This window comes from Rahnella sp. AN3-3W3, from assembly GCF_003263545.1.
GTDB lineage: Bacteria > Pseudomonadota > Gammaproteobacteria > Enterobacterales > Enterobacteriaceae > Rahnella > Rahnella variigena.
Genome location: NZ_JYDG01000013.1, coordinates 12,744 through 35,906 on the forward strand (window position 1 = coordinate 12,744; position 23,163 = coordinate 35,906).

The 23,163-nt window shown below is 53.1% G+C and carries 21 protein-coding genes; 14 read left to right on the top strand and 7 right to left on the bottom strand.

Going from position 1 to position 23,163, the window contains the following annotated elements; all coding sequences use genetic code 11:
- The first annotated feature begins 79 nt into the window (after positions 1–79).
- The 3 genes from UC15_RS05355 to proY all read left to right on the top strand — a co-directional run bounded on the left by UC15_RS05355 (position 80) and on the right by proY (position 4,534).
- On the top strand, positions 80–1,183 hold the full coding sequence (locus UC15_RS05355) for a cobalamin-independent methionine synthase II family protein (RefSeq protein WP_112287483.1): 1,104 nt from the start codon (positions 80–82) through the stop codon (positions 1,181–1,183).
- A 444-nt stretch (positions 1,184–1,627) separates the two neighbouring features.
- Positions 1,628–2,947 (top strand): branched-chain amino acid transport system II carrier protein, encoded by a 1,320-nt coding sequence (gene brnQ, locus UC15_RS05360; protein ID WP_112287484.1) that lies wholly within the window; start codon positions 1,628–1,630, stop codon positions 2,945–2,947.
- Between the two features lie 156 nt (positions 2,948–3,103).
- Positions 3,104–4,534 (top strand): proline-specific permease ProY, encoded by a 1,431-nt coding sequence (gene proY, locus UC15_RS05365; RefSeq protein WP_112287485.1) that lies wholly within the window; start codon positions 3,104–3,106, stop codon positions 4,532–4,534.
- A gap of 198 nt (positions 4,535–4,732) precedes the next feature.
- On the opposite strand, the gene ggt is transcribed toward proY, so the two are convergent.
- From ggt to UC15_RS05380, 3 genes are all read right to left on the bottom strand, one after another.
- Positions 4,733–6,484, bottom strand: a complete 1,752-nt coding sequence (gene ggt / locus UC15_RS05370; protein WP_112287486.1) for a gamma-glutamyltransferase — start codon at positions 6,482–6,484, stop codon at positions 4,733–4,735.
- A 256-nt stretch (positions 6,485–6,740) separates the two neighbouring features.
- Complete coding sequence (locus tag UC15_RS05375; protein ID WP_095924927.1) at positions 6,741–7,343, bottom strand: peroxiredoxin C; 603 nt, start codon at positions 7,341–7,343, stop codon at positions 6,741–6,743.
- A gap of 224 nt (positions 7,344–7,567) precedes the next feature.
- Positions 7,568–8,149 carry an ACP phosphodiesterase gene (locus UC15_RS05380; RefSeq protein WP_112287487.1) on the bottom strand — a complete coding sequence of 194 codons (582 nt, stop codon included), beginning with the start codon at positions 8,147–8,149 and terminating at the stop codon, positions 7,568–7,570.
- Positions 8,150–8,283: 134 nt separating this feature from the next.
- Between UC15_RS05380 and queA the strand changes: the two genes are divergently transcribed.
- The 5 genes from queA to secF all read left to right on the top strand — a co-directional run bounded on the left by queA (position 8,284) and on the right by secF (position 13,945).
- Complete coding sequence (gene queA / locus UC15_RS05385; protein ID WP_112287488.1) at positions 8,284–9,354, top strand: tRNA preQ1(34) S-adenosylmethionine ribosyltransferase-isomerase QueA; 1,071 nt, start codon at positions 8,284–8,286, stop codon at positions 9,352–9,354.
- A 111-nt stretch (positions 9,355–9,465) separates the two neighbouring features.
- Complete coding sequence (tgt, locus tag UC15_RS05390; protein ID WP_015698345.1) at positions 9,466–10,590, top strand: tRNA guanosine(34) transglycosylase Tgt; 1,125 nt, start codon at positions 9,466–9,468, stop codon at positions 10,588–10,590.
- 162 nt (positions 10,591–10,752) lie between these two features.
- Entirely contained in the window at positions 10,753–11,085 is a 333-nt protein-coding gene (gene yajC, locus UC15_RS05395) for a preprotein translocase subunit YajC (protein WP_013576670.1), read from the top strand.
- Between the two features lie 27 nt (positions 11,086–11,112).
- Positions 11,113–12,960, top strand: coding sequence for a protein translocase subunit SecD (secD, locus tag UC15_RS05400; RefSeq protein WP_112287489.1), 1,848 nt, complete (start codon positions 11,113–11,115; stop codon positions 12,958–12,960).
- 73 nt (positions 12,961–13,033) lie between these two features.
- Positions 13,034–13,945, top strand: a complete 912-nt coding sequence (gene secF / locus UC15_RS05405; RefSeq protein WP_211334002.1) for a protein translocase subunit SecF — start codon at positions 13,034–13,036, stop codon at positions 13,943–13,945.
- 79 nt (positions 13,946–14,024) lie between these two features.
- Here secF and UC15_RS05410 read toward each other — a convergent pair whose 3' ends face one another.
- Positions 14,025–14,612, bottom strand: a complete 588-nt coding sequence (locus UC15_RS05410; protein WP_112287491.1) for a DUF3251 domain-containing protein — start codon at positions 14,610–14,612, stop codon at positions 14,025–14,027.
- Positions 14,613–14,772: 160 nt separating this feature from the next.
- Here UC15_RS05410 and nrdR point away from each other — a divergent pair, with 160 nt between their 5' ends.
- The 6 genes from nrdR to pgpA all read left to right on the top strand — a co-directional run bounded on the left by nrdR (position 14,773) and on the right by pgpA (position 19,125).
- Positions 14,773–15,222: a transcriptional regulator NrdR gene (gene nrdR / locus UC15_RS05415; RefSeq protein WP_015698341.1), complete on the top strand. Its 450-nt coding sequence runs from the start codon at positions 14,773–14,775 to the stop codon at positions 15,220–15,222.
- Positions 15,223–15,231: 9 nt separating this feature from the next.
- On the top strand, positions 15,232–16,386 hold the full coding sequence (gene ribD, locus UC15_RS05420; protein ID WP_112287492.1) for a bifunctional diaminohydroxyphosphoribosylaminopyrimidine deaminase/5-amino-6-(5-phosphoribosylamino)uracil reductase RibD: 1,155 nt from the start codon (positions 15,232–15,234) through the stop codon (positions 16,384–16,386).
- A 124-nt stretch (positions 16,387–16,510) separates the two neighbouring features.
- A complete protein-coding gene (gene ribE, locus UC15_RS05425; protein WP_095924936.1) occupies positions 16,511–16,981 on the top strand; it encodes a 6,7-dimethyl-8-ribityllumazine synthase in 471 nt (156 codons plus the stop codon).
- Positions 16,982–17,001: 20 nt separating this feature from the next.
- Complete coding sequence (gene nusB / locus UC15_RS05430; RefSeq protein ID WP_013576663.1) at positions 17,002–17,415, top strand: transcription antitermination factor NusB; 414 nt, start codon at positions 17,002–17,004, stop codon at positions 17,413–17,415.
- A gap of 166 nt (positions 17,416–17,581) precedes the next feature.
- A complete protein-coding gene (gene thiL, locus UC15_RS05435) occupies positions 17,582–18,568 on the top strand; it encodes a thiamine-phosphate kinase (RefSeq protein WP_112287493.1) in 987 nt (328 codons plus the stop codon).
- Between the two features lie 62 nt (positions 18,569–18,630).
- Positions 18,631–19,125: a phosphatidylglycerophosphatase A gene (gene pgpA, locus UC15_RS05440; protein ID WP_112287661.1), complete on the top strand. Its 495-nt coding sequence runs from the start codon at positions 18,631–18,633 to the stop codon at positions 19,123–19,125.
- Positions 19,126–19,224: 99 nt separating this feature from the next.
- Here pgpA and UC15_RS05445 read toward each other — a convergent pair whose 3' ends face one another.
- The 3 genes from UC15_RS05445 to ispA all read right to left on the bottom strand — a co-directional run bounded on the left by UC15_RS05445 (position 19,225) and on the right by ispA (position 23,161).
- Entirely contained in the window at positions 19,225–20,199 is a 975-nt protein-coding gene (locus UC15_RS05445) for an aldo/keto reductase (protein WP_112287494.1), read from the bottom strand.
- A gap of 151 nt (positions 20,200–20,350) precedes the next feature.
- Complete coding sequence (gene dxs / locus UC15_RS05450) at positions 20,351–22,213, bottom strand: 1-deoxy-D-xylulose-5-phosphate synthase (RefSeq protein ID WP_112287495.1); 1,863 nt, start codon at positions 22,211–22,213, stop codon at positions 20,351–20,353.
- A gap of 18 nt (positions 22,214–22,231) precedes the next feature.
- Positions 22,232–23,161 (bottom strand): (2E,6E)-farnesyl diphosphate synthase, encoded by a 930-nt coding sequence (gene ispA / locus UC15_RS05455; RefSeq protein WP_112287496.1) that lies wholly within the window; start codon positions 23,159–23,161, stop codon positions 22,232–22,234.
- Positions 23,162–23,163 lie beyond the last annotated feature (2 nt).

Below are 23,163 nucleotides of genomic sequence, written 5' to 3' on the forward strand. Positions count from 1 at the left end.
TAAATATAACGTAAGGTAATTATTTACTTAATGAATCATTCGCATTTCGCCAATGGCGGGATGTCATAAGGAGTTCTTCATGCAACGTACAACACCTCCATTCCGCGCTGACGTCGTTGGCAGTTTCCTGCGCCCGGCCGCTATTAAAGAAGCCCGTAAGCAATTTCAGGCCGGTGACATTGATGCCGCGCAACTGCGTGCCGTAGAAGATACCGAAATCCGCCGAGTGGTGGATTTGCAGCGTGAAGCCGGTCTGCAAGTGGTCACTGACGGGGAATTCCGCCGCGCATGGTGGCACTTTGATTTCTTCGAAGGTCTGGAAGGCGTTGAAGGTTACGATGCGGTGCAGGGGATCCAGTTCAACGGCGTACAGACTAAAGCACGCAGCATCAAAGTCGTCAGCAAACTCGGTTTCGGCTCACACCCGATGCTGGAAGATTTCCGTTTCCTGAAAAGCATCAGCGGAAGTGCAGTGCCGAAAATGACCATTCCAAGCCCGAGCGTGATGCATTTCCGCGGTGGCCGTAATGCGATCAGTAAAGAAGTGTATCCGGATCTGAAAGACTACTTTAACGATCTGGCACAGGTTTACCGTGACGCGATTAAGGCGTTTTATGATGCCGGTTGTCGTTATCTGCAACTTGATGACACCGTCTGGGCATACCTGTGTTCTGAAGATCAGAAGAAACAAATCCGCGAACGTGGCGACTCTCCGGAAGAGTTAGCGCGCACTTACGCCGATGTGCTGAACAAAGCGATTGCCGGTAAACCGGATGATCTGGTGATTGGTCTGCATGTCTGTCGGGGCAACTTCCGTTCCACCTGGATTTCAGAAGGCGGCTATGAGCCGGTGGCAGAGATTCTGTTTGGTGGCGTGAACATCGATGCCTTCTTCCTGGAATATGACAATGAGCGTTCCGGAGGCTTTGAGCCGCTGCGTTTTATCAAAAAAGGCCATCAGCAGGCGGTTTTGGGTCTGATCACGACCAAATCCGGTGAGCTTGAACTGGCGAAAACGGTGGAGGCACGTCTGGCCGAAGCAGCAGAATATCTGGATATCAACCAGATTTGCCTCAGCCCGCAATGTGGTTTCGCTTCAACGGAAGAGGGCAACAGCCTGACCGAAGCGCAGCAGTGGGAAAAGCTGAAGCTGGTCGTCGATATCGCCGCCCGCGTCTGGTAATGCCAGGGCGTGGTCGAATTTTGACCTTGTAAAAATGCTGTAAACTGTGCGTGAAATAACCTGAGAGTGGTGATTTCACGCATTTTTCGTCTTACCGGAGCATATCTTGTGCTTCGTTAGTTCAAAAATCATACATATCATATGGCGTGTTTTTCGTTGTATTTAGTGAATATACCTGTCTTCTATTGTTAATCTGGTCAAACACTCTGCTTTTTGGATCTCGGCTTGCCTTTATACGCTATAAACGTTTACCTTAGCGTCCGCTGTCGCTCGATACTCCCTGCATAACAACGTAATTATCTGCATATCATCAGGCGTTTTTAGCTTACTTCGTTCCTCATCGGGTGCTCTCTGGCTCTTTTATGCCATTCATCCTTCTGACGACGTGGCACGGCGACGGCAACGGACACTTTATTCATTTGAACAGGCAACACGACACCAATCATGAGTACTCGTTTAACAAATAAAGATATTATGGCGCTGGGTTTCATGACCTTCGCCTTATTCGTCGGGGCCGGGAATATTATTTTCCCGCCAATGGTTGGCCTGCAGGCAGGTCATGACGTCTGGTGGGCTGCCGCCGGATTTATGATCACCGCGGTCGGACTCCCGGTGATGACGGTAATTGCACTTGCGCGCGTTGGCGGCGGTGTGGATGCCCTGAGTACGCCAATTGGTCGTGGTGCCGGTATTCTTCTGGCCACCGTCTGTTATCTGGCGGTAGGGCCGCTGTTTGCCACGCCGCGTACCGCAACGGTTTCGTTTGAAGTGGGTATCGCGCCGATGACCGGTGATGGCCCGCTGCCACTGCTGATTTACAGCGTGATTTATTTCAGCCTGGTTATCGGTATTTCCCTGTATCCGGGCCGTTTGCTTGATACTGTCGGACATTTCCTGGCACCGCTGAAAATGGTGGCTCTGGCTGCGCTGGGTATCGCTGCACTGCTGTGGCCTGCCGGTCAGCCAATGCCTGCTGTCGGTGCTTACCAGACCGTTCCTTTCTCCAGTGGCTTTGTAAATGGCTATCTGACCATGGATACGCTGGGTGCGCTGGTGTTCGGTATCGTTATTGTTAATGCCGCGCGTTCCCGTGGTGTATCTGATGCGAAATTGCTGACCCGTTATACCGTTCTTGCCGGTCTGATCGCTGGTCTGGGACTGATGCTGGTTTATCTGAGCCTGTTCAAACTCGGCGAAAACAGCGCCTCGCTGGTGCCGGATGCGACCAACGGTGCGGTTATCCTGCATGCTTACGTCGCTCATACTTTTGGTAGTGTTGGCAGCTTCTTCTTAGGTGCGCTGATTTTCATCGCCTGTATGGTGACAGCGGTTGGCCTGACCTGCGCCTGTGCGGAATTTTTTGCCCAATATCTGCCGCTGTCTTACAAAACGCTGGTATTCATTCTGGGTCTGTTCTCCATGCTGGTGTCCAACCTCGGGTTGAGCCATCTGATCCAGATTTCTGTGCCGGTACTGACGGCTATTTATCCGCCATGTATCGCGCTGGTTGTGCTGAGCTTTACCCTGCGCTGGTGGAACAGCACCACACGTATTGTGGCGCCGGTCATGGTAGTGAGCCTGGTGTTCGGCATTGTTGACGGTATTAAGGCTTCTGCTTTTGCTGATCTGATGCCAGCCTGGACCGCGAACCTGCCACTGGCTGCGCAAGGTCTTGCCTGGTTACCACCGTCATTATTAATGCTGGTACTGGTCGGGATTTATGACAAAATCAGCGGCCCGCGCAGCGTCACCGCGCACCAATGATTATCGGGTGAATGTTCGAAGACCTGAAAGAATGATCGTCTGAAGAATATTTAGCCAATCAGGCCACGGAGAACCCTTCCGTGGCTTTTTCATTGGCAGGCTAAAAGTCATTTTTTAGAATACGATTTTTGATAGTTAAAAAAACAACACGGGTTAATGCACATGCAGCAAGAAGCTGAACAACCAACAGCGCAGAACGAAGCGCCGGGCACGAAGTTAAAACGTGGCCTGACAACGCGCCATATTCGCTTTATGGCACTGGGATCAGCCATCGGAACCGGACTGTTTTATGGCTCGGCAGATGCCATCAAAATGGCGGGGCCGAGTGTATTGCTGGCGTATCTGGTCGGTGGGATCATCGCGTTTATCATCATGCGAGCTCTCGGTGAGATGTCCGTTCACAACCCGCAGAACGGTTCATTCTCCCGCTATGCGCAGGACTACCTCGGGCCGATGGCGGGTTACATCACCGGCTGGACGTATTGTTTCGAAATCCTGATCGTTGCTATCGCTGATGTGACGGCATTCGGCATTTATATGGGCGTCTGGTTCCCGGATGTGCCGCAATGGACCTGGGTGCTCAGCGTGGTGCTGATTATCGGCGCGATCAATCTGGTCAGCGTGAAAGTCTTCGGCGAGCTGGAGTTCTGGTTCTCCTTCTTCAAAGTACTGACCATCATCATCATGATCGTGGCAGGCTTTGGCATTATTTTCTGGGGCATTGGTAACGGCGGACAGGCGACCGGTATCCACAATCTGTGGAGCAACGGCGGCTTCTTCAGCCAGGGTATCATGGGGACGATTCTGTCGCTCCAGCTGGTGATGTTTGCTTACGGCGGCATTGAGATCATCGGCATCACAGCCGGTGAAGCTGAGAATCCAAAGCAATCCATTCCGAAAGCCATCAACTCTGTTCCGCTGCGTATTCTGGTGTTTTACGTGGGTACGCTGTTTGTGATTATGTCCATTTTCCCATGGAATCAGGTGGGTACGCAGGGCAGTCCGTTCGTTCTGACCTTCCAGCATATGGGCATTACGGCGGCAGCGGCTATTCTCAATTTCGTGGTGATCACCGCGTCGCTTTCTGCCATTAACAGTGACGTGTTCGGCGTGGGCCGCATGCTGCACGGTATGGCAGAGCAGGGACAGGCACCGAAAATGTTCAGCAAGGTTTCGCGTCTGGGGACGCCGTGGGTCACTGTCCTGGTGATGATGGCGGCGCTGCTGGTGGCGGTTTACCTGAACTACATCATGCCGTCAAACGTGTTCCTGGTGATCGCGTCTCTGGCGACGTTCGCAACTGTCTGGGTGTGGATTATGATCCTGTTCTCCCAGATTGGTTTCCGTCGCAAGCTGAGCAAACAGCAGGTTAAAGAACTTGAGTTCCCGCTGCGTGGCGGTGTTTACACCTCCGTGTTCGGTATCATTTTCCTGGTGTTCATCATTGGCCTGATTGGTTACTTCCCGGATACCCGTATTTCGCTGTATGTCGGGATGATTTGGGTTGTGGCGCTGCTGGTCGGTTATGCCTTTAAACTGCGCAATGACCGCAAAAAACAAGCGATGGCGCTGAACAACAAAGCGTAAGCAAGCACTTACCTTCCGGTAAAGAAAAGCCCCCGGGATCTGATGATCCCGGGGGCTTTTTACTGTTTATAAATTTTATTAACCAAATCATTCGGGCTATATCAACGCGGTAACTGAGTACATCCCCGGGAGCTTACACAGGTAAGTGACCGGGGTGAATGAAGGCAGCCGACGCAGAAATAGCGTGAAGGATGCCGGTTAATAGCCGATGGCCGCACCTGCGGGGCGTCGCACATCATTCGCGCCGTACAGATAACCTTCGCGCACCTTGCCTGAAACTGCCGAATCATTACCTGAGGTCGCGGATGTTACGCCAGCGGCACCCGGTAATCCCACCATAATCAGCTCTGCGGCACCCCACGGCGTTTGTTCCACCATTTTGTAACCCATCTTCTGCAAGATGTTCAGGCTGTCCTGTGAAACGCCGCGCTGCTCGTAATAGACTTCATCCGGCAACCACTGATGATGAATACGTGGCGCATTCACCGCTTCCTGCGGTGGCATACCGTGGTCGATAACATTCAGCGCCGTTTGCAGAGTGATGGTGATGATGCGCGAACCTCCCGGCGAGCCGAGAACCATGAAGGTTTTGCCGTCTTTGGTCACTAAACTCGGACTCATAGACGATAGTGGGCGCTTACCGGGGGCGATAGCATTTTTAACGCCCTGCACCAGGCCGAAGAGGTTTTTCTCACCGACTTTGGTGGTGAAGTCATCCATTTCATCATTAAGGAAGAAACCGGTTCCTGGCGCGATGACCACAGAGCCAAACAAGCCATTGATGGTGTAAGTGGTAGAGACGGCGTTACCCATTTTATCGACGATAGAGTAATGGGTGGTTTCCGGTTTCTCGTGCGGTTCCATCCCCGGCTGAACGGCTGTGGAAGGCGTGGCTTTATCTGCTTCTATTTTCTTACGAATTTCTTCGGCGTAGCTTTTGCTGATCAGGCGGTCAATCGGGTTTTTCACAAATTCCGGATCGCCAAGATAGGTATTGCGGTCCATGTAAGCATGGCGCATGGCTTCGGTGAGGACATGAATCGACGCCGCTGAGTTGAAGCCCATGCTCTTGATGTCGTAGCCCTCAACGATGTTGAGAATTTCACACATCGTCACGCCGCCGGAGCTTGGCGGCGGTGCGGACACGAATTTATAGCCCCGATAGCTGCAGGTGATCGGCGCGTCCTCAGTGACTTTATAGTTCGCGAAATCTGCCGCTGTCAGGATACCGCCGCCTTTTTTCGAGGCCGCTTCCACTGCTGCCGGGATTTTGCCTTTATAGAAAGCATCCGGCCCGTGTTTTGAAATGGATTCCAGCGTATTGGCTAAATCGGTTTGAACCAGTTTATCGCCCGGCTGTAGTGCGCTGCCGTCTTTACGCAGGAAAATGCGCGCTGCCTCAGGATCTTCTTTGAAGCGGTCAACCTTGGTATCAAGAATATCGGTATCGGCGCGGGTCAGCACAAAGCCCTGACGGGCAAGTTCAATCGCCGGTGCCATCACCTGCTGGCGCGTCAGTTTGCCGTATTCCTTCTGCACCGTATCCAGGCCCAGTACTGTGCCCGGTACACCTGCCGCGAGATATCCGTACAGGCTGGCGCCTTTTTTCACATTGCCGTCGGCGTCCAGATACATATTGGCGCTGGCGGCGGCAGGTGCGGTTTCGCGGAAGTTAATGAAAGTGTCCTTGCCATCAGCAAGATGCACCGTCATGAAGCCTCCGCCGCCGATATTGCCACAACATGGGTTGACGACGGCCTGCGCGTAGCCAACGGCCACGGCGGCATCAATGGCGTTTCCGCCCATTTTTAGAATATCGACCCCGACCTGAGAGGCCAGATATTGCGAAGTGACAACCATGCCGTTTTTGGCTTCAACCGCAGGGCTGGACGCGGCGTACAGCGGAAAGCTGGTCAGCAAGGTCAGCGCGATGAGTGATTTCCGTAACATAGGGGCTCCTGTTTATTACCCTGTCTTATGAGTCATAACCTTCAGGTTATTGTGTGATAACGCTTTTTTGTGTGTTTTATCCGATCAGAACTATGCAAACTGCACGCCATAATGACCGGAGTGGAACATTTTCAGCGTAGACGTAAAACAGGCAGAACAGGGAGCGGGAAGGGGAAATTGTGATCGTGCCGGATGGCAGGCAAAAAAAAACGGCCAGCTAAGCTGACCGTTATTGACCTTGAAATCCGTGAAGGGATTACAGGTTTGACGCGTTTTCTGTCAGGTATTTAGCCACGCCGTCCGGAGAAGCGCCCATACCTTTTTTGCCTTTTTCCCACTGAGCCGGGCACACTTCGCCGTGCTCTTCGTGGAATTGCAGTGCGTCAACCATACGCAGCATTTCGTCGATGTTACGACCCAGTGGCAGATCGTTCACTACCTGGTGACGAACAACGCCTTCTTTGTCGATCAGGAAAGAGCCGCGCAGTGCAACGCCAGCGTCCGGATGTTCGATACCGTAGGCTTTCTGAATTTCGCGTTTGATGTCAGCAACCATCGCGTATTTAACAGGACCGATACCGCCTTTCTCAACAGGGGTGTTACGCCATGCGTTGTGAACGAACTCGGAGTCGAAGGACACGCCTACCACTTCTACGCCACGTTTCTGGAATTCTTCGTAACGGTGATCGAAAGCGATCAGCTCAGAAGGACAAACGAAAGTGAAGTCCATTGGCCAGAAGAAGATAACAGTAGGTTTGCCTGCAGTGTGTTTTTTGAAGTTGAAGTTTTCAACTACTTCGCCGCTACCGAGAACTGCTGCTGCGGTGAAGTCAGGGGCTGGACGAGTTACCAGAACCATAATATTACTCCTTATGAAACCCTTACGGGCGTCGTAGGTGAGAAGGAAGGGTGAACAAAACGACTGCCAGTATAGGGGCAACCCTCGGGTGAATAAACCCCATCGCACCAATCAATCAGATAGCATCCGGCTATCAGTCTTTGACGTAAGTCCCATACTTTTTTAACAACAACCTTTTGGATTGCAGGGAATTGCGGATGGAATCACAAAATTCGCGGTATTTGTCAGATTTGTCGGTCTTTCGCCTGTTGCATCATGACCGGATAAAACTGCCAAAAAAGCTGTTCGAGGGCGTCGTAATTGAGCTCGATATCATGGAAAGAACCGGTTAGCGCGCTGAGTTTTGGCCGCCGGTTAGCCATGCCGCGCAATACGTCGCCAATAAAAGGCAGCACGGCATAACGTTCCATCCAGCGTTCCGGCCATAAATACGCATTCAGATTCTGGAAGCGTTCCGGCATTTCAGGCAACTGCGGCTCTATTTCCTGCTGGCAGTCGTCAAGAAAATCTTCCAGCGACTGTTGCGGATGAATTGTGGCCCAGTGACGTGAGAGAAAATGATCCCAGACCACATCGAGCGTGATGGGCGCGACGCGGCGAAAATCTTCTCGAAAATAGCTGCGGGCAATTTTCACTTCCGGCAGCGAATCGGTCATGGTATCTACGCGGCGATGCATGCGGATCCCGCTGACAATTTCAGCTGAAAATTGTCCGTCAGGATTGCCGCGAACGAAGTCAGCCAGCAGGTTGCCGGTCAGGGAACTTTGAGCCAGTGAGGCCAGATGGAGGTGAGCGAGAAAATTCATGACGGCAGTATAACGCAGGAAAGTTGATCTCTGACAGGGCAGCGGGTGCCTTTATTGACGCAGATGCTTGCAGGGGATGCCCCGTCCCTCTAGACTAAGCCGCCTGTTTTTGTCGTTAAGTGAAGTGAAAAGCCATGCGTGTTGCCGATTTTTCTTTTGAACTCCCTGAATCCCTGATTGCGCGCTATCCGCAGACCCAGCGCAGCGGCTGTCGTTTGTTGTCTCTGAACGGGCCGAGCGGTGAGTTAACGCACGGCGTGTTCACCGATATTCTCGATAAAATCCATCCCGGCGATTTGCTGGTATTTAACAATACCCGCGTGATCCCGGCCCGGGTGTTTGGCCGTAAGGTCAGCGGCGGAAAAATTGAAGTGCTGGTTGAGCGTGTGCTCGATTCGCACCGCGTTCTGGCGCATGTGCGTGCGTCCAAATCGCCAAAACCGGGTGCAGAACTGCTGCTTGGTGATAAAGAAGATATTAAAGCGACGATGGTGGCGCGCCACGATACGTTGTTCGAGCTGGAGTTTAATGAAGATCGTGATGTCTTTACTCTGCTCAACGAAATCGGCCATATGCCGCTGCCGCCTTATATCGACCGCCCTGATGAAGATGCTGACCGTGAACTGTATCAGACCGTGTACAGCGAACGTCCGGGTGCGGTAGCTGCGCCAACCGCTGGCTTGCATTTCGATGAGCCGCTGATGGATGCGCTGAAAGCCAAAGGTGTGGAGTTTGCTTTCGTCACACTGCACGTGGGAGCAGGGACTTTCCAGCCGGTTCGCGTGGACACCATTGAAGACCACATCATGCACGCCGAGTATGCCGAAGTGCCTCAGGAAGTCGTGGATGCGGTACTGGCGTGTAAAGCGCGCGGCAATAAAGTGGTGGCCGTGGGCACAACGTCTGTACGTTCGCTGGAAAGTGCGGCGAAGGCCAGTGAAGATGCATTGATTGCGCCATTCTTCGGCGATACCAAAATCTTCATCTATCCGGGTTATCACTATCAGGTGATTGATTCCCTGATTACCAATTTCCACCTGCCTGAATCGACGCTGATCATGCTGGTGTCGGCGTTTGCCGGCTATAAAAATACGATGAATGCCTATCATCAGGCCGTCGCAGAGCAGTACCGTTTCTTTAGTTATGGGGATGCGATGTTCATCAACCGTAACCCGCTGGCGCCGCAGGAAGTGGTCGGCCAGTAACTTTTTTGTAATTAACGGTCCGGACGCACTCGGTGCATTCGGGCTTTCTTTTCCGGGCATCATGCCACGGACTTAACCTCATCAGACTGTTTCTCTGATGCTGGAGGCAATGTGAAGTACGAATTAAGCACTACCGATGGCCGCGCACGTCGCGGACGTCTGGTCTTTGAACGTGGCGTCGTCGAAACCCCGGCATTTATGCCAGTGGGTACTTACGGCACCGTAAAAGGCATGACCCCGGAAGAAGTAAAGGAAACCGGCGCACAGATTTTGCTGGGTAACACTTTCCACCTGTGGCTGCGCCCGGGTCAGGAAATCATGAAGCTGCACGGCGACCTGCATGATTTCATGAACTGGCACGGCCCGATCCTCACCGATTCCGGCGGTTTCCAGGTATTTAGCCTGGGCGCGATGCGCAAAATCAAAGAAGAAGGTGTGCATTTCCGCAATCCGATCAACGGAGATCCTGTCTTCCTGAGCCCTGAAAAATCGATGGAAATCCAAAACGATCTGGGTTCGGACATCGTGATGATCTTCGACGAATGTACGCCTTATCCTGCTGACTGGGATTACGCAAAACGTTCTATGGAGATGTCTTTGCGCTGGGCAAAACGTAGCCGCGATCGCTTCAACGAATTGAATAATAAGAATGCTTTGTTCGGTATTATTCAGGGCAGCGTTTACGAAGATTTACGAGATGTATCATTAAAAGGGCTGGTAGATATCGGCTTTGATGGTTACGCTGTGGGCGGCCTGGCGGTAGGTGAGCCAAAAGAAGATATGCACCGTATCCTCGAACACGTTTGCCCGCAAATCCCGGAAGACAAACCTCGTTATCTGATGGGTGTCGGTAAACCTGAAGATTTGGTGGAAGGCGTGCGTCGCGGTATCGATATGTTTGACTGCGTGATGCCAACGCGTAATGCGCGAAATGGTCATCTTTTTGTGACCGATGGCATCGTGAAAATCCGAAATGCGAAGCATAAAGATGACACGTCAACGCTCGACGAACACTGTGATTGCTACACATGTCGCAATTACAGCCGCGCTTACTTGCATCATCTTGACCGTTGCAACGAAATTCTCGGTGCGCGGTTAAATACGATCCATAATCTGCGCTATTACCAGCGTCTGATGGCCGGTTTACGCCAGGCTATTGAAGAGGGTAAATTAGAAGCGTTTGTGACAGACTTCTACGAGCGTAAAGGCAAGCCTGTTCCGCCTTTAAACTTCTGATTTCTTTTTCGTATCGGCATCTTCGAAAGGGGGTGCCGATTTTATAATTTCTTGAACCGGCATTATGGGGTATTGTGCGAGACGTTTCATCGCCAGACTCCGGGTCGGATTCTCGGTTTGTATTACATCAATTTGCTTCACAACAACAATGAGGGAATTTAAATGAGTCTTTTCATTTCCGATGCAGTCGCAGCGACCGGCGCACCGTCACAGGGAAGTCCTTACTCTCTGGTTATCATGCTGGTGGTTTTTGGTCTAATCTTCTATTTCATGATCCTGCGCCCGCAGCAGAAACGTTCTAAAGAACACAAAAAACTGATGGACTCTATCGGTAAAGGTGACGAAGTCATGACCACCGGTGGTCTGATCGGTCGCGTAACTAAAGTAGCCGAAACCGGTTATGTAGTTATCGCACTGAACGACACCAACGAAGTGATGATCAAACGTGACTTCGTGGCAGCAGTTCTGCCAAAAGGCACGATGAAGTCTATCTAATTTTCGATTTTCCCGAAGGGAACTGCCGTGTTAAACCGTTATCCTGCGTGGAAGTATCTGATGTTGATCGTTGTGGTCATCGTCGGTTTGCTTTATGCACTTCCCAACCTTTATGGTGAGGATCCGGCTGTTCAAATCACTGGTGCTCGGGGTTCCGACGCCAGTGAAGCAACGCTGGACCAAGTCCGTAACGTATTAGATCAAAGCAAAATCCAGATCAAATCAGTTGCTCTGGAGAATGGCGCTATTCTTGCCCGTTTCAAAGACACGGATGTACAGCTCCGTGCACGTGAAGCGCTGACTGAAGCGCTGGGCGACAAGTTTGTTATTGCACTGAACCTCGCGCCGGCAACGCCGCGCTGGTTGAGCATGCTGGGCGCTGAGCCGATGAAGCTGGGCCTCGACTTGCGTGGTGGTGTTCACTTCCTGATGGAAGTGGATATGGATACCGCGCTGAGTAAGCTGCAAGAGCAAACGATGGACAACATGCGCAGCGACCTGCGCGACAAGAATATTCCTTATGCCACGGTGCGTAAGCTCGACAACTATGGCGTTGAAGTGCGTTTCCGCGATGCTGCTACCCGTGATTCTGCGGTCAGCTACCTGAGCCCACGTCACCGCGATTTAGTGATCACCAACAGCGGCGATAATGCAGCTCGCGTGGTGATGACTGATGCTCGCCTGAGTGAAGCGCGCGAGTATGCCGTTCAGCAAAACATCACTATCCTGCGTAACCGTGTCAACCAACTGGGTGTCGCCGAGCCGCTGGTACAGCGTCAGGGGGCTGACCGTATCGTGGTTGAGTTGCCGGGTATACAGGATACTGCGCGTGCTAAAGAAATTTTAGGCGCGACCGCGACTCTGGAATTCCGTCTGGTAAACACCAATGTGGATGCTTCTGCTGCTTCAACCGGTCGTGTACCGGGCGACAGCGAAGTGAAAAACATGCGTGATGGCCGTCCGGTAGTTCTGTACAAACGCGTGATCCTGACCGGTGACCACATCACTGATTCTACATCCAGCATGGATGAGTACAATCAGCCGCAGGTTAACATCTCTCTCGACAGCGCTGGCGGTAACGCCATGTCTAACTTCACTAAGGATAACATCGGCAAACCGATGGCTACCCTGTTCGTGGAATATAAAGACAGCGGTAAGAAAGATGCGAATGGCCGTTCGATTCTGGCGAAACAGGAAGAAGTCATCAACGTGGCGACGATTCAGTCACGTCTGGGTAACAGCTTCCGTATCACCGGGGTGAACGATCCGAATGAAGCCCGTCAGCTGTCTCTGCTGCTGCGCGCCGGTGCGTTGATCGCGCCGATTCAGATTGTTGAAGAACGTACTATCGGCCCGACCTTAGGGATGCAAAACATCACTCAGGGTCTGGAAGCGTGCTTGTGGGGTCTGGTGGCATCCATTCTGTTCATGGTGGTTTGGTACCGTAAGTTCGGCATTATTGCCACGACTGCGCTGGTGGCTAACCTGATTCTGATTGTCGGGATCATGTCGCTGCTGCCGGGTGCAACGCTGACCATGCCGGGGATTGCCGGTATCGTGCTGACGCTGGCGGTAGCCGTCGACGCCAACGTACTGATAAACGAACGTATCAAGGAAGAGCTGAAGAACGGACGTTCCGTTCAGCAGGCGATTCATGAAGGCTATAAAGGCGCGTTCTCCAGTATCGTCGATGCCAACATTACTACCCTGATCACGGCAATTATTCTTTATGCAGTGGGTACCGGTTCGATCAAAGGCTTTGCTATCACCACCGCTATCGGTGTAGCAACCTCGATGTTTACGTCGATCGTGGGAACCCGTGCAATCGTGAACCTGGTTTACGGCGGCAAACGCATTAAAAAGCTGTCTATCTGAGGAGTGCGTTGTGGCACAGCAACAACCATATACTGTTGAACAACTGAACTACGGCCGTAAAGTCATCGACTTTATGCGCTGGGACAACGTGGCCTTCTGTATTTCAGGCCTGTTGTTTATCGCTTCCGTCGCGATTATGGGTGTTCGCGGATTCAACTGGGGTCTGGACTTCACTGGCGGTACCGTCATTGAAATCAGCCTCAGTCAGCCCGCTAACCTCGACGACATGCGCGCCGATCTGGAAAAAGCAGGATTCAAGGATCCTGTTGTTCAGAACTTTGGCAGCAGCCGTGACGTGATGGTTCGCCTTCCGCCTGTTTCCGGTAATGCCGGTCAGGAACTGGGGAATAAAGTCCTTAGCCTGGTAAACGCTGATATCGACAAAGACGCCACCGTAAAACGTGTCGAGTTTGTGGGGCCGAGCGTGGGTAACGATCTGGCGCAGGCTGGCGGCATGGCGCTGCTGATGGCGCTGATTTGTATCCTGATTTACGTCGGGTTCCGTTTTGAATGGCGACTGGCGCTGGGTGCAGTAATCGCACTGGCGCACGACGTGATCATCACCATGGGCGTATTGTCGCTGTTCAGGATCGAAATTGATCTGACCATTATCGCGTCCCTGATGTCGGTTATCGGCTACTCGCTGAATGACTCCATCGTGGTGTCGGACCGTATTCGTGAAAACTTCCGCAAAATTCGTCGCGGTAACTCTTACGAAATCATGAACGTGTCCCTGACCCAGACGTTAAGCCGTACCATTATGACCTCAGCAACCACGCTGATGGTGGTATTGATGCTCTATATCTTTGGCGGTGCGTTGCTGGAAGGCTTCTCTCTGACCATGTTGATTGGTGTGTCAATTGGTACTGTTTCGTCAATCTACGTGGCGTCTGCGTTGGCTCTGAAACTGGGCATGAAGCGTGAACACATGTTGCAGCAGAAAGTGGAAAAAGAGGGCGCAGATCAGCCTTCGATTCTTCCGTAATTTGCCGATGGTTCAGCTACCGACCTGAAAACAAAAACCCCGCGATGCGGGGTTTTTTTTGGTTTGTAATTCGCTGCTGCTATTTAGCCACGACAGGCGTTGTGGCAGTCGCTACGACCGGCTGTGCCGGCGGTGTCGCCAAGATATTATGCAGGTGTACAAATCCCAGCGTGTCGACAGTCACCTGATTAAACTTCACCTCGACGGTTTTCACCGGCCCCGGTAATAAATCTGGCTCGACGGTAATCGTCTGGGTTTGCATATCGACGGTCAGCGGTTTGCCGGTGACCGGATCCAGCTGTCCCCAGCTTAAAGAAGCCGTAAACGGCGGCAATGGCTGACCGGAGGTGTTTTTGATTTCAAGCACGGCCTGAATGCCGGTGGCATCGGGTGCGACGCGGGTCAGCTGAACTTCCAGCTGGCCGATATCACTTTTCAGCAGCGCGGCGCTTTTCGCTGCCGGCAATAAATACACGCCATTTGATGACTGGCGGTTAAGCGTGGTCTGCTGCTCCAGCGCGATGGCCAGATCTGTCAGGCGTTGCAGTTTTTGATTGAGCTGACCCACTTCCGTTTTAAGTTCCGGCATTTGAGGATTTTGCTTCGCGCAGCCCGCCAGACTGAATAACGCGGCACAGGCCAGTAAAAATCGCGGGTGTTTCGTCATATCAGAGACTTCCTTTCATCTGCCCGTTGAAACATTCCGTCCGGGCACCAATATAGATAGCTAAGTTTAACCCGATGTCGATGAAAGTAGCGACAGCCTTTGTTGTCGGCACACTTCGGGTTAAACTAATGTCCAATTGAGTTCGCGATCAGGAAGTGCTATGCATTGCCCATTTTGTGCCGCTGTTGATACTAAAGTCATCGATTCCCGTCTGGTAGGCGATGGATCGCAGGTTCGCCGCCGCCGTCAGTGTCTGGTGTGCCATGAGCGTTTCACCACCTTTGAAGTGGCTGAACTGGTGATGCCACGCGTCATTAAAAGCAATGAAGTTCGCGAACCTTTCAACGAAGACAAACTTCGCGGCGGTTTTCTCAAAGCACTGGAAAAACGCCCGGTCAGCTCTGATGATGTCGAAACGGCCATCAGTCACATTAAGTCGCAACTGCGCGCAACCGGCGAACGTGAAATCCCAGCCAAGATGATCGGCAATCTGGTGATGGACGCCCTGAAAGGGCTGGATAAAGTCGCCTACATTCGCTTTGCCTCGGTGTATCGCAGCTTCGAAGATATCCGTGAATTTGGTGAAGAGATCGCCCGTCTTCAGGACTAAGGAGAGCTGATGCTGCCTGACCAACCGTCTTTTGTTCAAAATCTTTCTGATGAATCACCTGCTGATGAACGCTATATGGCACGCGCTTTCGAACTGGCGCGTCTCGGGCGTTTCACCACCACACCCAATCCCAATGTGGGATGCGTCATTGTATTAAATGGCGAAATCGTCGGCGAAGGCTATCATTTGCGTGCCGGTGAACCGCACGCCGAAGTCCATGCTTTGCGCATGGCCGGTGAGAAAGCCCGCGGCGCGACTGCCTACGTAACCCTCGAACCTTGCAGCCATCACGGGCGCACACCGCCTTGTGCCGATGCCTTGCTGGCCGCCGGTGTCAGCCGCGTGGTCGCCGCGATGCAGGATCCGAATCCGGAAGTCGCCGGTCGTGGTTTATACCGCCTTAAACAGAATGGTATTGACGTCAGCCACGGGCTGATGCATTCCCAGGCAGAAGCCGTAAACCTCGGTTTTCTCAAACGCATGCGTACAGGTTTTCCTTACGTACAGCTGAAAATGGGCGCGTCTCTGGATGGCAGAACGGCGATGGCTTCCGGCGAAAGCCAGTGGATCACGTCTCCGGCCGCCCGGGCGGATGTTCAGCGTTTTCGTGCTGAAAGCTCGGCCATTCTGAGCACCAGCGCCACCGTGCTGGCCGATAATCCTTCGCTGAATGTACGCTGGAGCGAGCTGGGCAGCGAAGTGCAGGCGATCTATCCCGAGGGAAATCTGCGCCAGCCGCTGCGTATCATTCTCGACAGCCAGAATCGCGTCACACCGCAGCATCAGCTGGTGAATATTCCTGGTGATGTCTTGCTGGCGCGCCTTGAAGCCGATTCGCAGGTCTGGCCGGAGTCCGTCGAACAATGGCGCGTGGCCGGGCGCGATAACCGTATTGATCTGGTTCTGCTGATGATGCAGCTGGCAAAACGCCAGATAAACGCCATCTGGGTGGAAGCGGGCTCGCAGCTGGCCGGTGCCTTATTACAAGCGGGTCTGGTTGATGAATTAATCGTTTATATGGCGCCTAAGTTATTGGGTAATAATGGGCGAGCACTTTGCGAGTTGCCCGGTTTACAACATCTGACTGATGCGCCGGAGTTTGCTTTCAGCGATATCCGCCAGATTGGCCCTGACTTACGTTTACGCCTGAAGCCGGTGTACTGAGAATTTTACTCCCCCCTGATGGAATGGCGTTAAAAGCGCATGTCCAGACAGGGTAATTTTATGATAGAATCCGCCCCCCTGCGGCTGGGGTTGAGAAACTCCTGAACCCACTTTAAGGAAAACTATGAACGTTATCGAAGGTGTTGTAGCCACGCCTAACGCGCGCGTAGCGATCGCGATTGCTCGTTTTAACAACTTTATCAACGACAGCCTGCTTTCCGGCGCTGTTGATGCGTTAAAGCGTATCGGTCAGGTCAGCGATGACAACATCACCGTAGTCTGGGTCCCGGGCGCATACGAATTGCCTCTGGCAACTCGTGCACTGGCTGAAAGCGGTAAATTTGACGCGGTTGTTGCACTTGGCACCGTGATCCGCGGGGGCACTGCCCACTTTGAATTTGTAGCGGGCGAATGCAGCTCTGGCCTGTCCAGCGTTGCCATGAACAGCGAAATCCCGGTTGCCTTTGGCGTGCTGACCACAGAAAGCATTGAACAAGCCATCGAACGCGCAGGGACAAAAGCCGGTAACAAAGGTGCAGAAGCTGCACTGACCGCGCTTGAAATGATTAATGTTATCAAGGCTATTAAGGCCTGAATCTAGTTAAGGGGAAATCCGTGAAACCTGCTGCTCGTCGCCGCGCCCGTGAATGTGCCGTTCAGGCGCTTTACTCCTGGCAGTTGTCGAAAAATGACATCGCCGATGTTGAATTAGAATTCCTGACCGAGCAGGATGTCAAAGACGTAGACATTGCCTATTTCCGCGAACTGCTGGCTGGTGTAGCAAACAGTGCTGAGAAACTCGATGCACTGATGGCGCCATACCTGTCCCGCCAGCTGGATGAACTGGGCCAGGTGGAAAGAGCGATTTTGCGTCTGGCTCTGTTTGAGCTGAGCAAACGCCAGGACGTCCCTTACAAAGTGGCGATCAACGAAGCCATTGAACTGGCGAAAACTTTTGGTGCGGAAGACAGCCATAAGTTCGTCAACGGTGTGCTGGATAAAGCAGGCCCGCATATTCGTAAAAAATGATCATCAAAAAAGTGCCGGCTTCAGTCACAAATGGCGACAGTCATTTTCGCCTGAATACCGCCTCTGTTGATAATCTGGTGATGTCACCTGGTTTATCTTTTGTGTGACACCCCTCTTAAGGCCGGATTTCCGGCCTTAAGTCATTCTAACGATTTGGAAATGTACTATGTCATGCGGCGAATTTGATGTAATCACTCGCTACTTTAACCGTTACAGAACCGCCCGACAGGACGTTCATTTAGGCATTGGTGATGATTGTGCCTTACTGACGGTTGGCGAGAAGCAGCTGTTAGCAGTCAGTACCGACACTCTGGTTGAAGGCATTCATTTTCTAAAAACGATTTCACCGGCCGATTTGGGCTATAAAGCTCTGGCGGTAAACCTCAGTGATCTGGCCGCGATGGGCGCTGATCCTGCCTGGGTTTCCCTGGCACTGACGTTACCGGAAGTCAACGCCGACTGGCTGCAGGCATTCAGCGACAGTCTGTTTGATCAACTTAATTATTACGGCATGCAGCTGATTGGCGGCGACACCACCCGCGGTCCGCTGAGCATGACGTTAACCATTCAGGGGCTGGTACCCGCAGGGCGCGTATTAACCCGTTCCGGCGCCGGTATTGGTGACTGGATTTTCGTGACCGGAACGCTGGGTGACAGCGCAGCGGGGCTCGCCATTCTGCTGGAACAGCTGAATGTGGCGGAGTCCGATACCCGTGAATTCCTGCTTAAGCGTCATCTTCGGCCGTCGCCGCGCGTGTTGCAGGGGCAGGCATTGCGTGATTTAGCGACATCCGCTATCGATCTCTCTGACGGGCTGATTTCGGATCTTAAACATATACTGAATGCCAGTGAATGTGGCGCGCGCCTCGATCTCGACGCGATCCCGTTATCTGCGGCATTAAAGAATGTCACGGATCCTGAGCAGGCGCTGAAATGGGCACTGACCGGTGGCGAAGATTACGAGCTTTGCTTCACCGTGCCGGAAATCAACCGTGGCGCGCTGGATGTAGCGCTGAGCCATCTGGGTGTTGATTTCACCTGTATCGGGCAGATTGCGCCGCTGTCTGAAGGAATTAAATTTTTGCGTTCAGGCGCACCGGTAGAACTTGAATGGCAGGGTTTTGATCACTTTGCCGCAGAGGAATTGCTGTGAATATTGGCCGTAAAAAACGCCCAGCCGGGTATAAAGGCAAAACCGGTGATCCGGTTCAGGACATGGCTGCGGCCAAAAAACGTTTAAATCTGCGTAATCCATGGCACTTGCTGGCAACCGGTTTTGGCAGTGGATTATTCCCGGTCGGGCCGGGCACCGCAGGTTCCATCGCCGCGATCCCGTTCTGGATTGTCATGACGTACCTGCCGTGGCAGGTCTACTCCATGATCGTCATGTTCAGTATCTGTATCGGCGTGTATCTCTGCCGTCAGACCGCGCGCGACATGCGGGTTCATGATCACGGCAGCATTGTGTGGGATGAATTTGTCGGCATGTGGATCACGCTGATGGCGATCCCTGTGAATGACTGGCGCTGGGTGTTGATCGGGTTTATCGTTTTCCGCGTACTGGATATCTGGAAACCCTGGCCGATCCGCTGGTTTGATCGCAACGTGCAGGGTGGAATGGGCATCATGATCGATGATGTCGTCGCCGGTGTATTGGGTGCGGCGATCATCTATCTGATCGGGCATCACTGGCCGATTGGCTTATTCTGATCTGCATTAAAGAGCAGTAAAAAGGCGTTGCCAGGTTTGCCCTGACAACGCCTTTTTTATGACTTCACATGACTTCACATTAGTTCAAATCACTTCGGATCATTTGAAACCGGTGGCTTCGTGCGGCACATAGGCCATTTCCAGTTCAGCGATTTCTTCAATGGAGAGTTTTATCTCCAGTGCGGCGACAGCATCTTCCAGATGAGCTGCGCGTGAAGCGCCGATAATCGGGGCCGTTACCACGTGCTTACTCAGGATCCACGCCAGTGCGATTTGCGCGCGCGGTACGCCGTGATCTTCGGCAATTTTACCCACACGTTCAGCGATTTTACCGTCAGCTTCATCGGTAGCGTCGTACAACGTTTTGGCAAAATTGTCGGAAACTGAACGTGCAGTGGTTTCTCCCCACGGACGGGTCAGTTTGCCGCGTGCCAGCGGACTCCACGGCAGCACCGCGATGTTCCTTTCCAGACACAGCGGATACATTTCGTTTTCTTCTTCACGCTGGATCAGATTGTATTGATCCTGCATCGACACAAAGCTCGCCCAGCCATTTTGCTCTGAGACATCCAGCGCCTGTTTAAACTGATGCGCATGCATGGATGATGCGCCGATAAAGCGTGCCTTACCGGCTTTCACGACGTCGTTTAGCGCTTCCAGCGTTTCCTCAATCGGTGTTTCGTAATCCCAGCGATGGATTTGCAGCAGATCGACATACTCCATGCCCAGGCGGCGCAGGCTGTCATCGATAGATTGCATAATCGAGGCGCGCGACAGTCCCGGCTTCAGGCCAGTGACCGCGTTATAGACTTTGGTGGCGACGACAATCTCATCGCGTTTTGCGAAGTCTTTCAGGGCGCGACCGACGATTTCTTCACTGCTGCCGTCGGAATAACTGTTGGCGGTATCAAAGAAATTGATACCCGCGTCGAGTGCCTGCTTAATGATCGGGCGGCTGCTTTCTTCGGGCAGCGTCCAGGCATGAGTTCCGCGATCCGGTTCGCCAAACGTCATACAGCCCAGACACAGGCGTGAGACGTTCAGACCGGTTTTTCCTAAGGTGGTGTATTGCATGACATCTCCTGGTAAACACAAGTTGATTTCAGAAGCCGTGGGAAATGATTAGCTTGCTATAACTGTAGCTCACAGAACGAGATGAACGTGTGACAAAGAAGGGCGTGGGGAAGGAAACTCCCCTCTTTCAGACTAAAAGAGGGGAGAATAATCAGGCCAGCCAGTCGGTGATCCGACGGTCGATGCCTTCGGCATCCAGCCCTACATCATGACGGATTTCGTCCTGCGTGCCCTGCGGGACAAAGCTGTCCGCCAGACCGATATTCAGCACCGGCACCAGGATACGCTTAGACATCAGCAGTTCGTTCACGCCGCTGCCTGCGCCGCCCATGATGGCGTTTTCTTCAAGCGTGACCAGCACTTCATGGCTGGCGGCCAGTTCCTGAATTAACGCGTCATCCAGCGGTTTCACAAAGCGCATATCCACCACGGTGGCGTTACGTTTTTCTGCCGCAGCCAGCGCTTCCGGCAGCAATGTACCGAAGTTGAGGATCGCGACTTTTTCGCCTTCACGGCGCACCACGCCTTTACCGATGGGCAATGACGCCAGCGGTTCACAGGTGGCGCCCGTCCCGTTACCACGCGGATAACGCACGGCAACCGGCCCGCTGTTATGGTGATAACCGGTATGCAGCATCTGACGACATTCGTTCTCGTCGCTCGGCGTCATGATGGTCATGTTCGGGATGCAGCGCAGGAAAGAGAGATCGAATGCGCCCTGATGCGTTTGTCCGTCGGCACCGACGATACCGCCGCGATCGATGGCAAACAGCACCGGCAGATTTTGGATCGCCACATCGTGGATCACCTGATCGTAAGCACGTTGCAGGAATGTCGAGTAGATTGCGACGATCGGTTTGTATCCGCCAATTGCCAGACCGGCGGCAAATGTCACCGCGTGCTGCTCGGCAATCGCCACATCGAAATATTGTTGCGGGTATTCACGCGAGAAACGCACCATGCCCGAGCCTTCACGCATCGCTGGCGTGACTGCCATCAGCTTGCTGTCTTTGGCGGCGGTTTCGCACAACCAGTCACCGAAAATCTTCGAATACGTCGGCAGACCTTCTTTGCTTTTCGGCAGTGTGCCGGAAGCCGGATCGAATTTCGGCACCGCATGGAAACTGATCGGATCTTTTTCGGCGGGCTCGTAGCCTTTGCCTTTTTTGGTCATGATATGCAGCAACTGCGGCCCTTTCAGGTCGCGCATATTTTTCAGCGTCTGCACCAGCGCCACCACGTCGTGACCATCCACTGGCCCGATATAGTTAAAGCCGAGTTCTTCAAACAGCGTGCCCGGCACCATCATGCCTTTCAGATGTTCTTCGGTACGGCGCACCAGTTCTTTAATCGGTGGCAAGCCGGAAAGGACTTTCTTACCACCTTCACGCAGTCGCGAATACAGTTTGCCGGACAAGAGTTGTGCCAGATGATTATTCAGCGCGCCGACGTTTTCTGAAATCGACATTTCGTTGTCGTTGAGGATAACCAGCATGTCGGGTTTGATATCGCCCGCATGGTTCATCGCTTCAAACGCCATACCCGCGGTGATCGCGCCGTCGCCAATCACACACACGGTGCGGCGGCCTTTGCCTTCACGCTCGGCAGCCACAGCCATGCCCAGACCTGCACTGATGGACGTCGATGAGTGACCCACGGACAACGTGTCGTATTCGCTTTCACCGCGCCACGGGAACGGGTGCAGACCGCCTTTCTGGCGGATGGTAGAAATACGGTCACGACGGCCGGTCAGAATTTTGTGCGGATAGGCCTGATGGCCGACATCCCAGACAACGTGGTCGAATGGCGTGTTGTAGACATAATGCATCGCAACGGTCAGTTCTACCGTTCCCAGACCGGACGCAAAGTGTCCGCTGGACTGGCTGACGCTGGCCAATAAATATTGGCGCAGTTCATCGCAGAGCTTAGGCAGACTCTCTTTAGGGAGTGAGCGGAGATCTTCAGGATTCTCCGCCAGCGCCAGTGTCGGGTATTTGGCTAATTCAAGACTCATCAGTTGCTCATAGTAAGTTTAATTATCGCGTTCAATGATAAAGCTGGCTAACGCGAGAAGTGGCGCGGTGTTGTAAGAAAGTGCTGCCAGCTGATCCAGTGCGGAAACGGCTTCCTGATACAGGTCCATGGCCTTGGCCTTGGCGCCGTCCAGCCCCAGCAGGGCAGGGTAGGTACTTTTCCCCAGCTGCTGATCAGCGCCCTGGCGTTTACCAAGTGTGGCGGTATCGCCAACCACGTCCAGAATATCGTCCTGGACCTGAAACGCTAAGCCAATGGCTTGCGCGTAGTTATCCAGTATAGGCAAAACGGCGCGTCCGGTTTCACCGGCAGCCAGCGCACCCATGCGCACCGCGGCGCGGATCAGCGCACCGGTTTTATGACGGTGAATTTTTTCTAACGCTTCAAGACCGACCTGCTGACCTTCAGCGGCCAAATCCAGAGCCTGACCGCCACACATGCCGCTGGCACCGCTGGCGCTGGCCAGTTCGGAAATCATCGCCAGACGATCTTTTACCGCGACGTCTGGCATTTCACTGTCAGCCAGAATTGAGAATGCGAGCGTCTGCAGCGCATCACCGGCCAGAATCGCATTGGCTTCGCCAAATTTAATGTGGCAGGTCGGCTGGCCGCGACGTAAATCGTCGTCGTCCATCGCCGGTAAATCATCGTGGATCAGGGAATACGCGTGGATACATTCCACGGCCGCCGCGGGTGCATCAAGATTCTTTAAATCAAGGCTGAACAGCTGACCGCTGGCGTAAACCAGATACGGGCGCAGACGTTTACCGCCCAGCAGCGCGCCGTAACGCATCGCCTCAACCAGCGGTAAATCTGCCAGTGGCTGTGCGCTGACATACGCCGTTAAGACTTCATCCACACGCTTTTGCTTCGCGCGCAGCTCATGCGTAAACCCGTCAGCACCGGAAAAGGAAATCGCTTCAGACATGA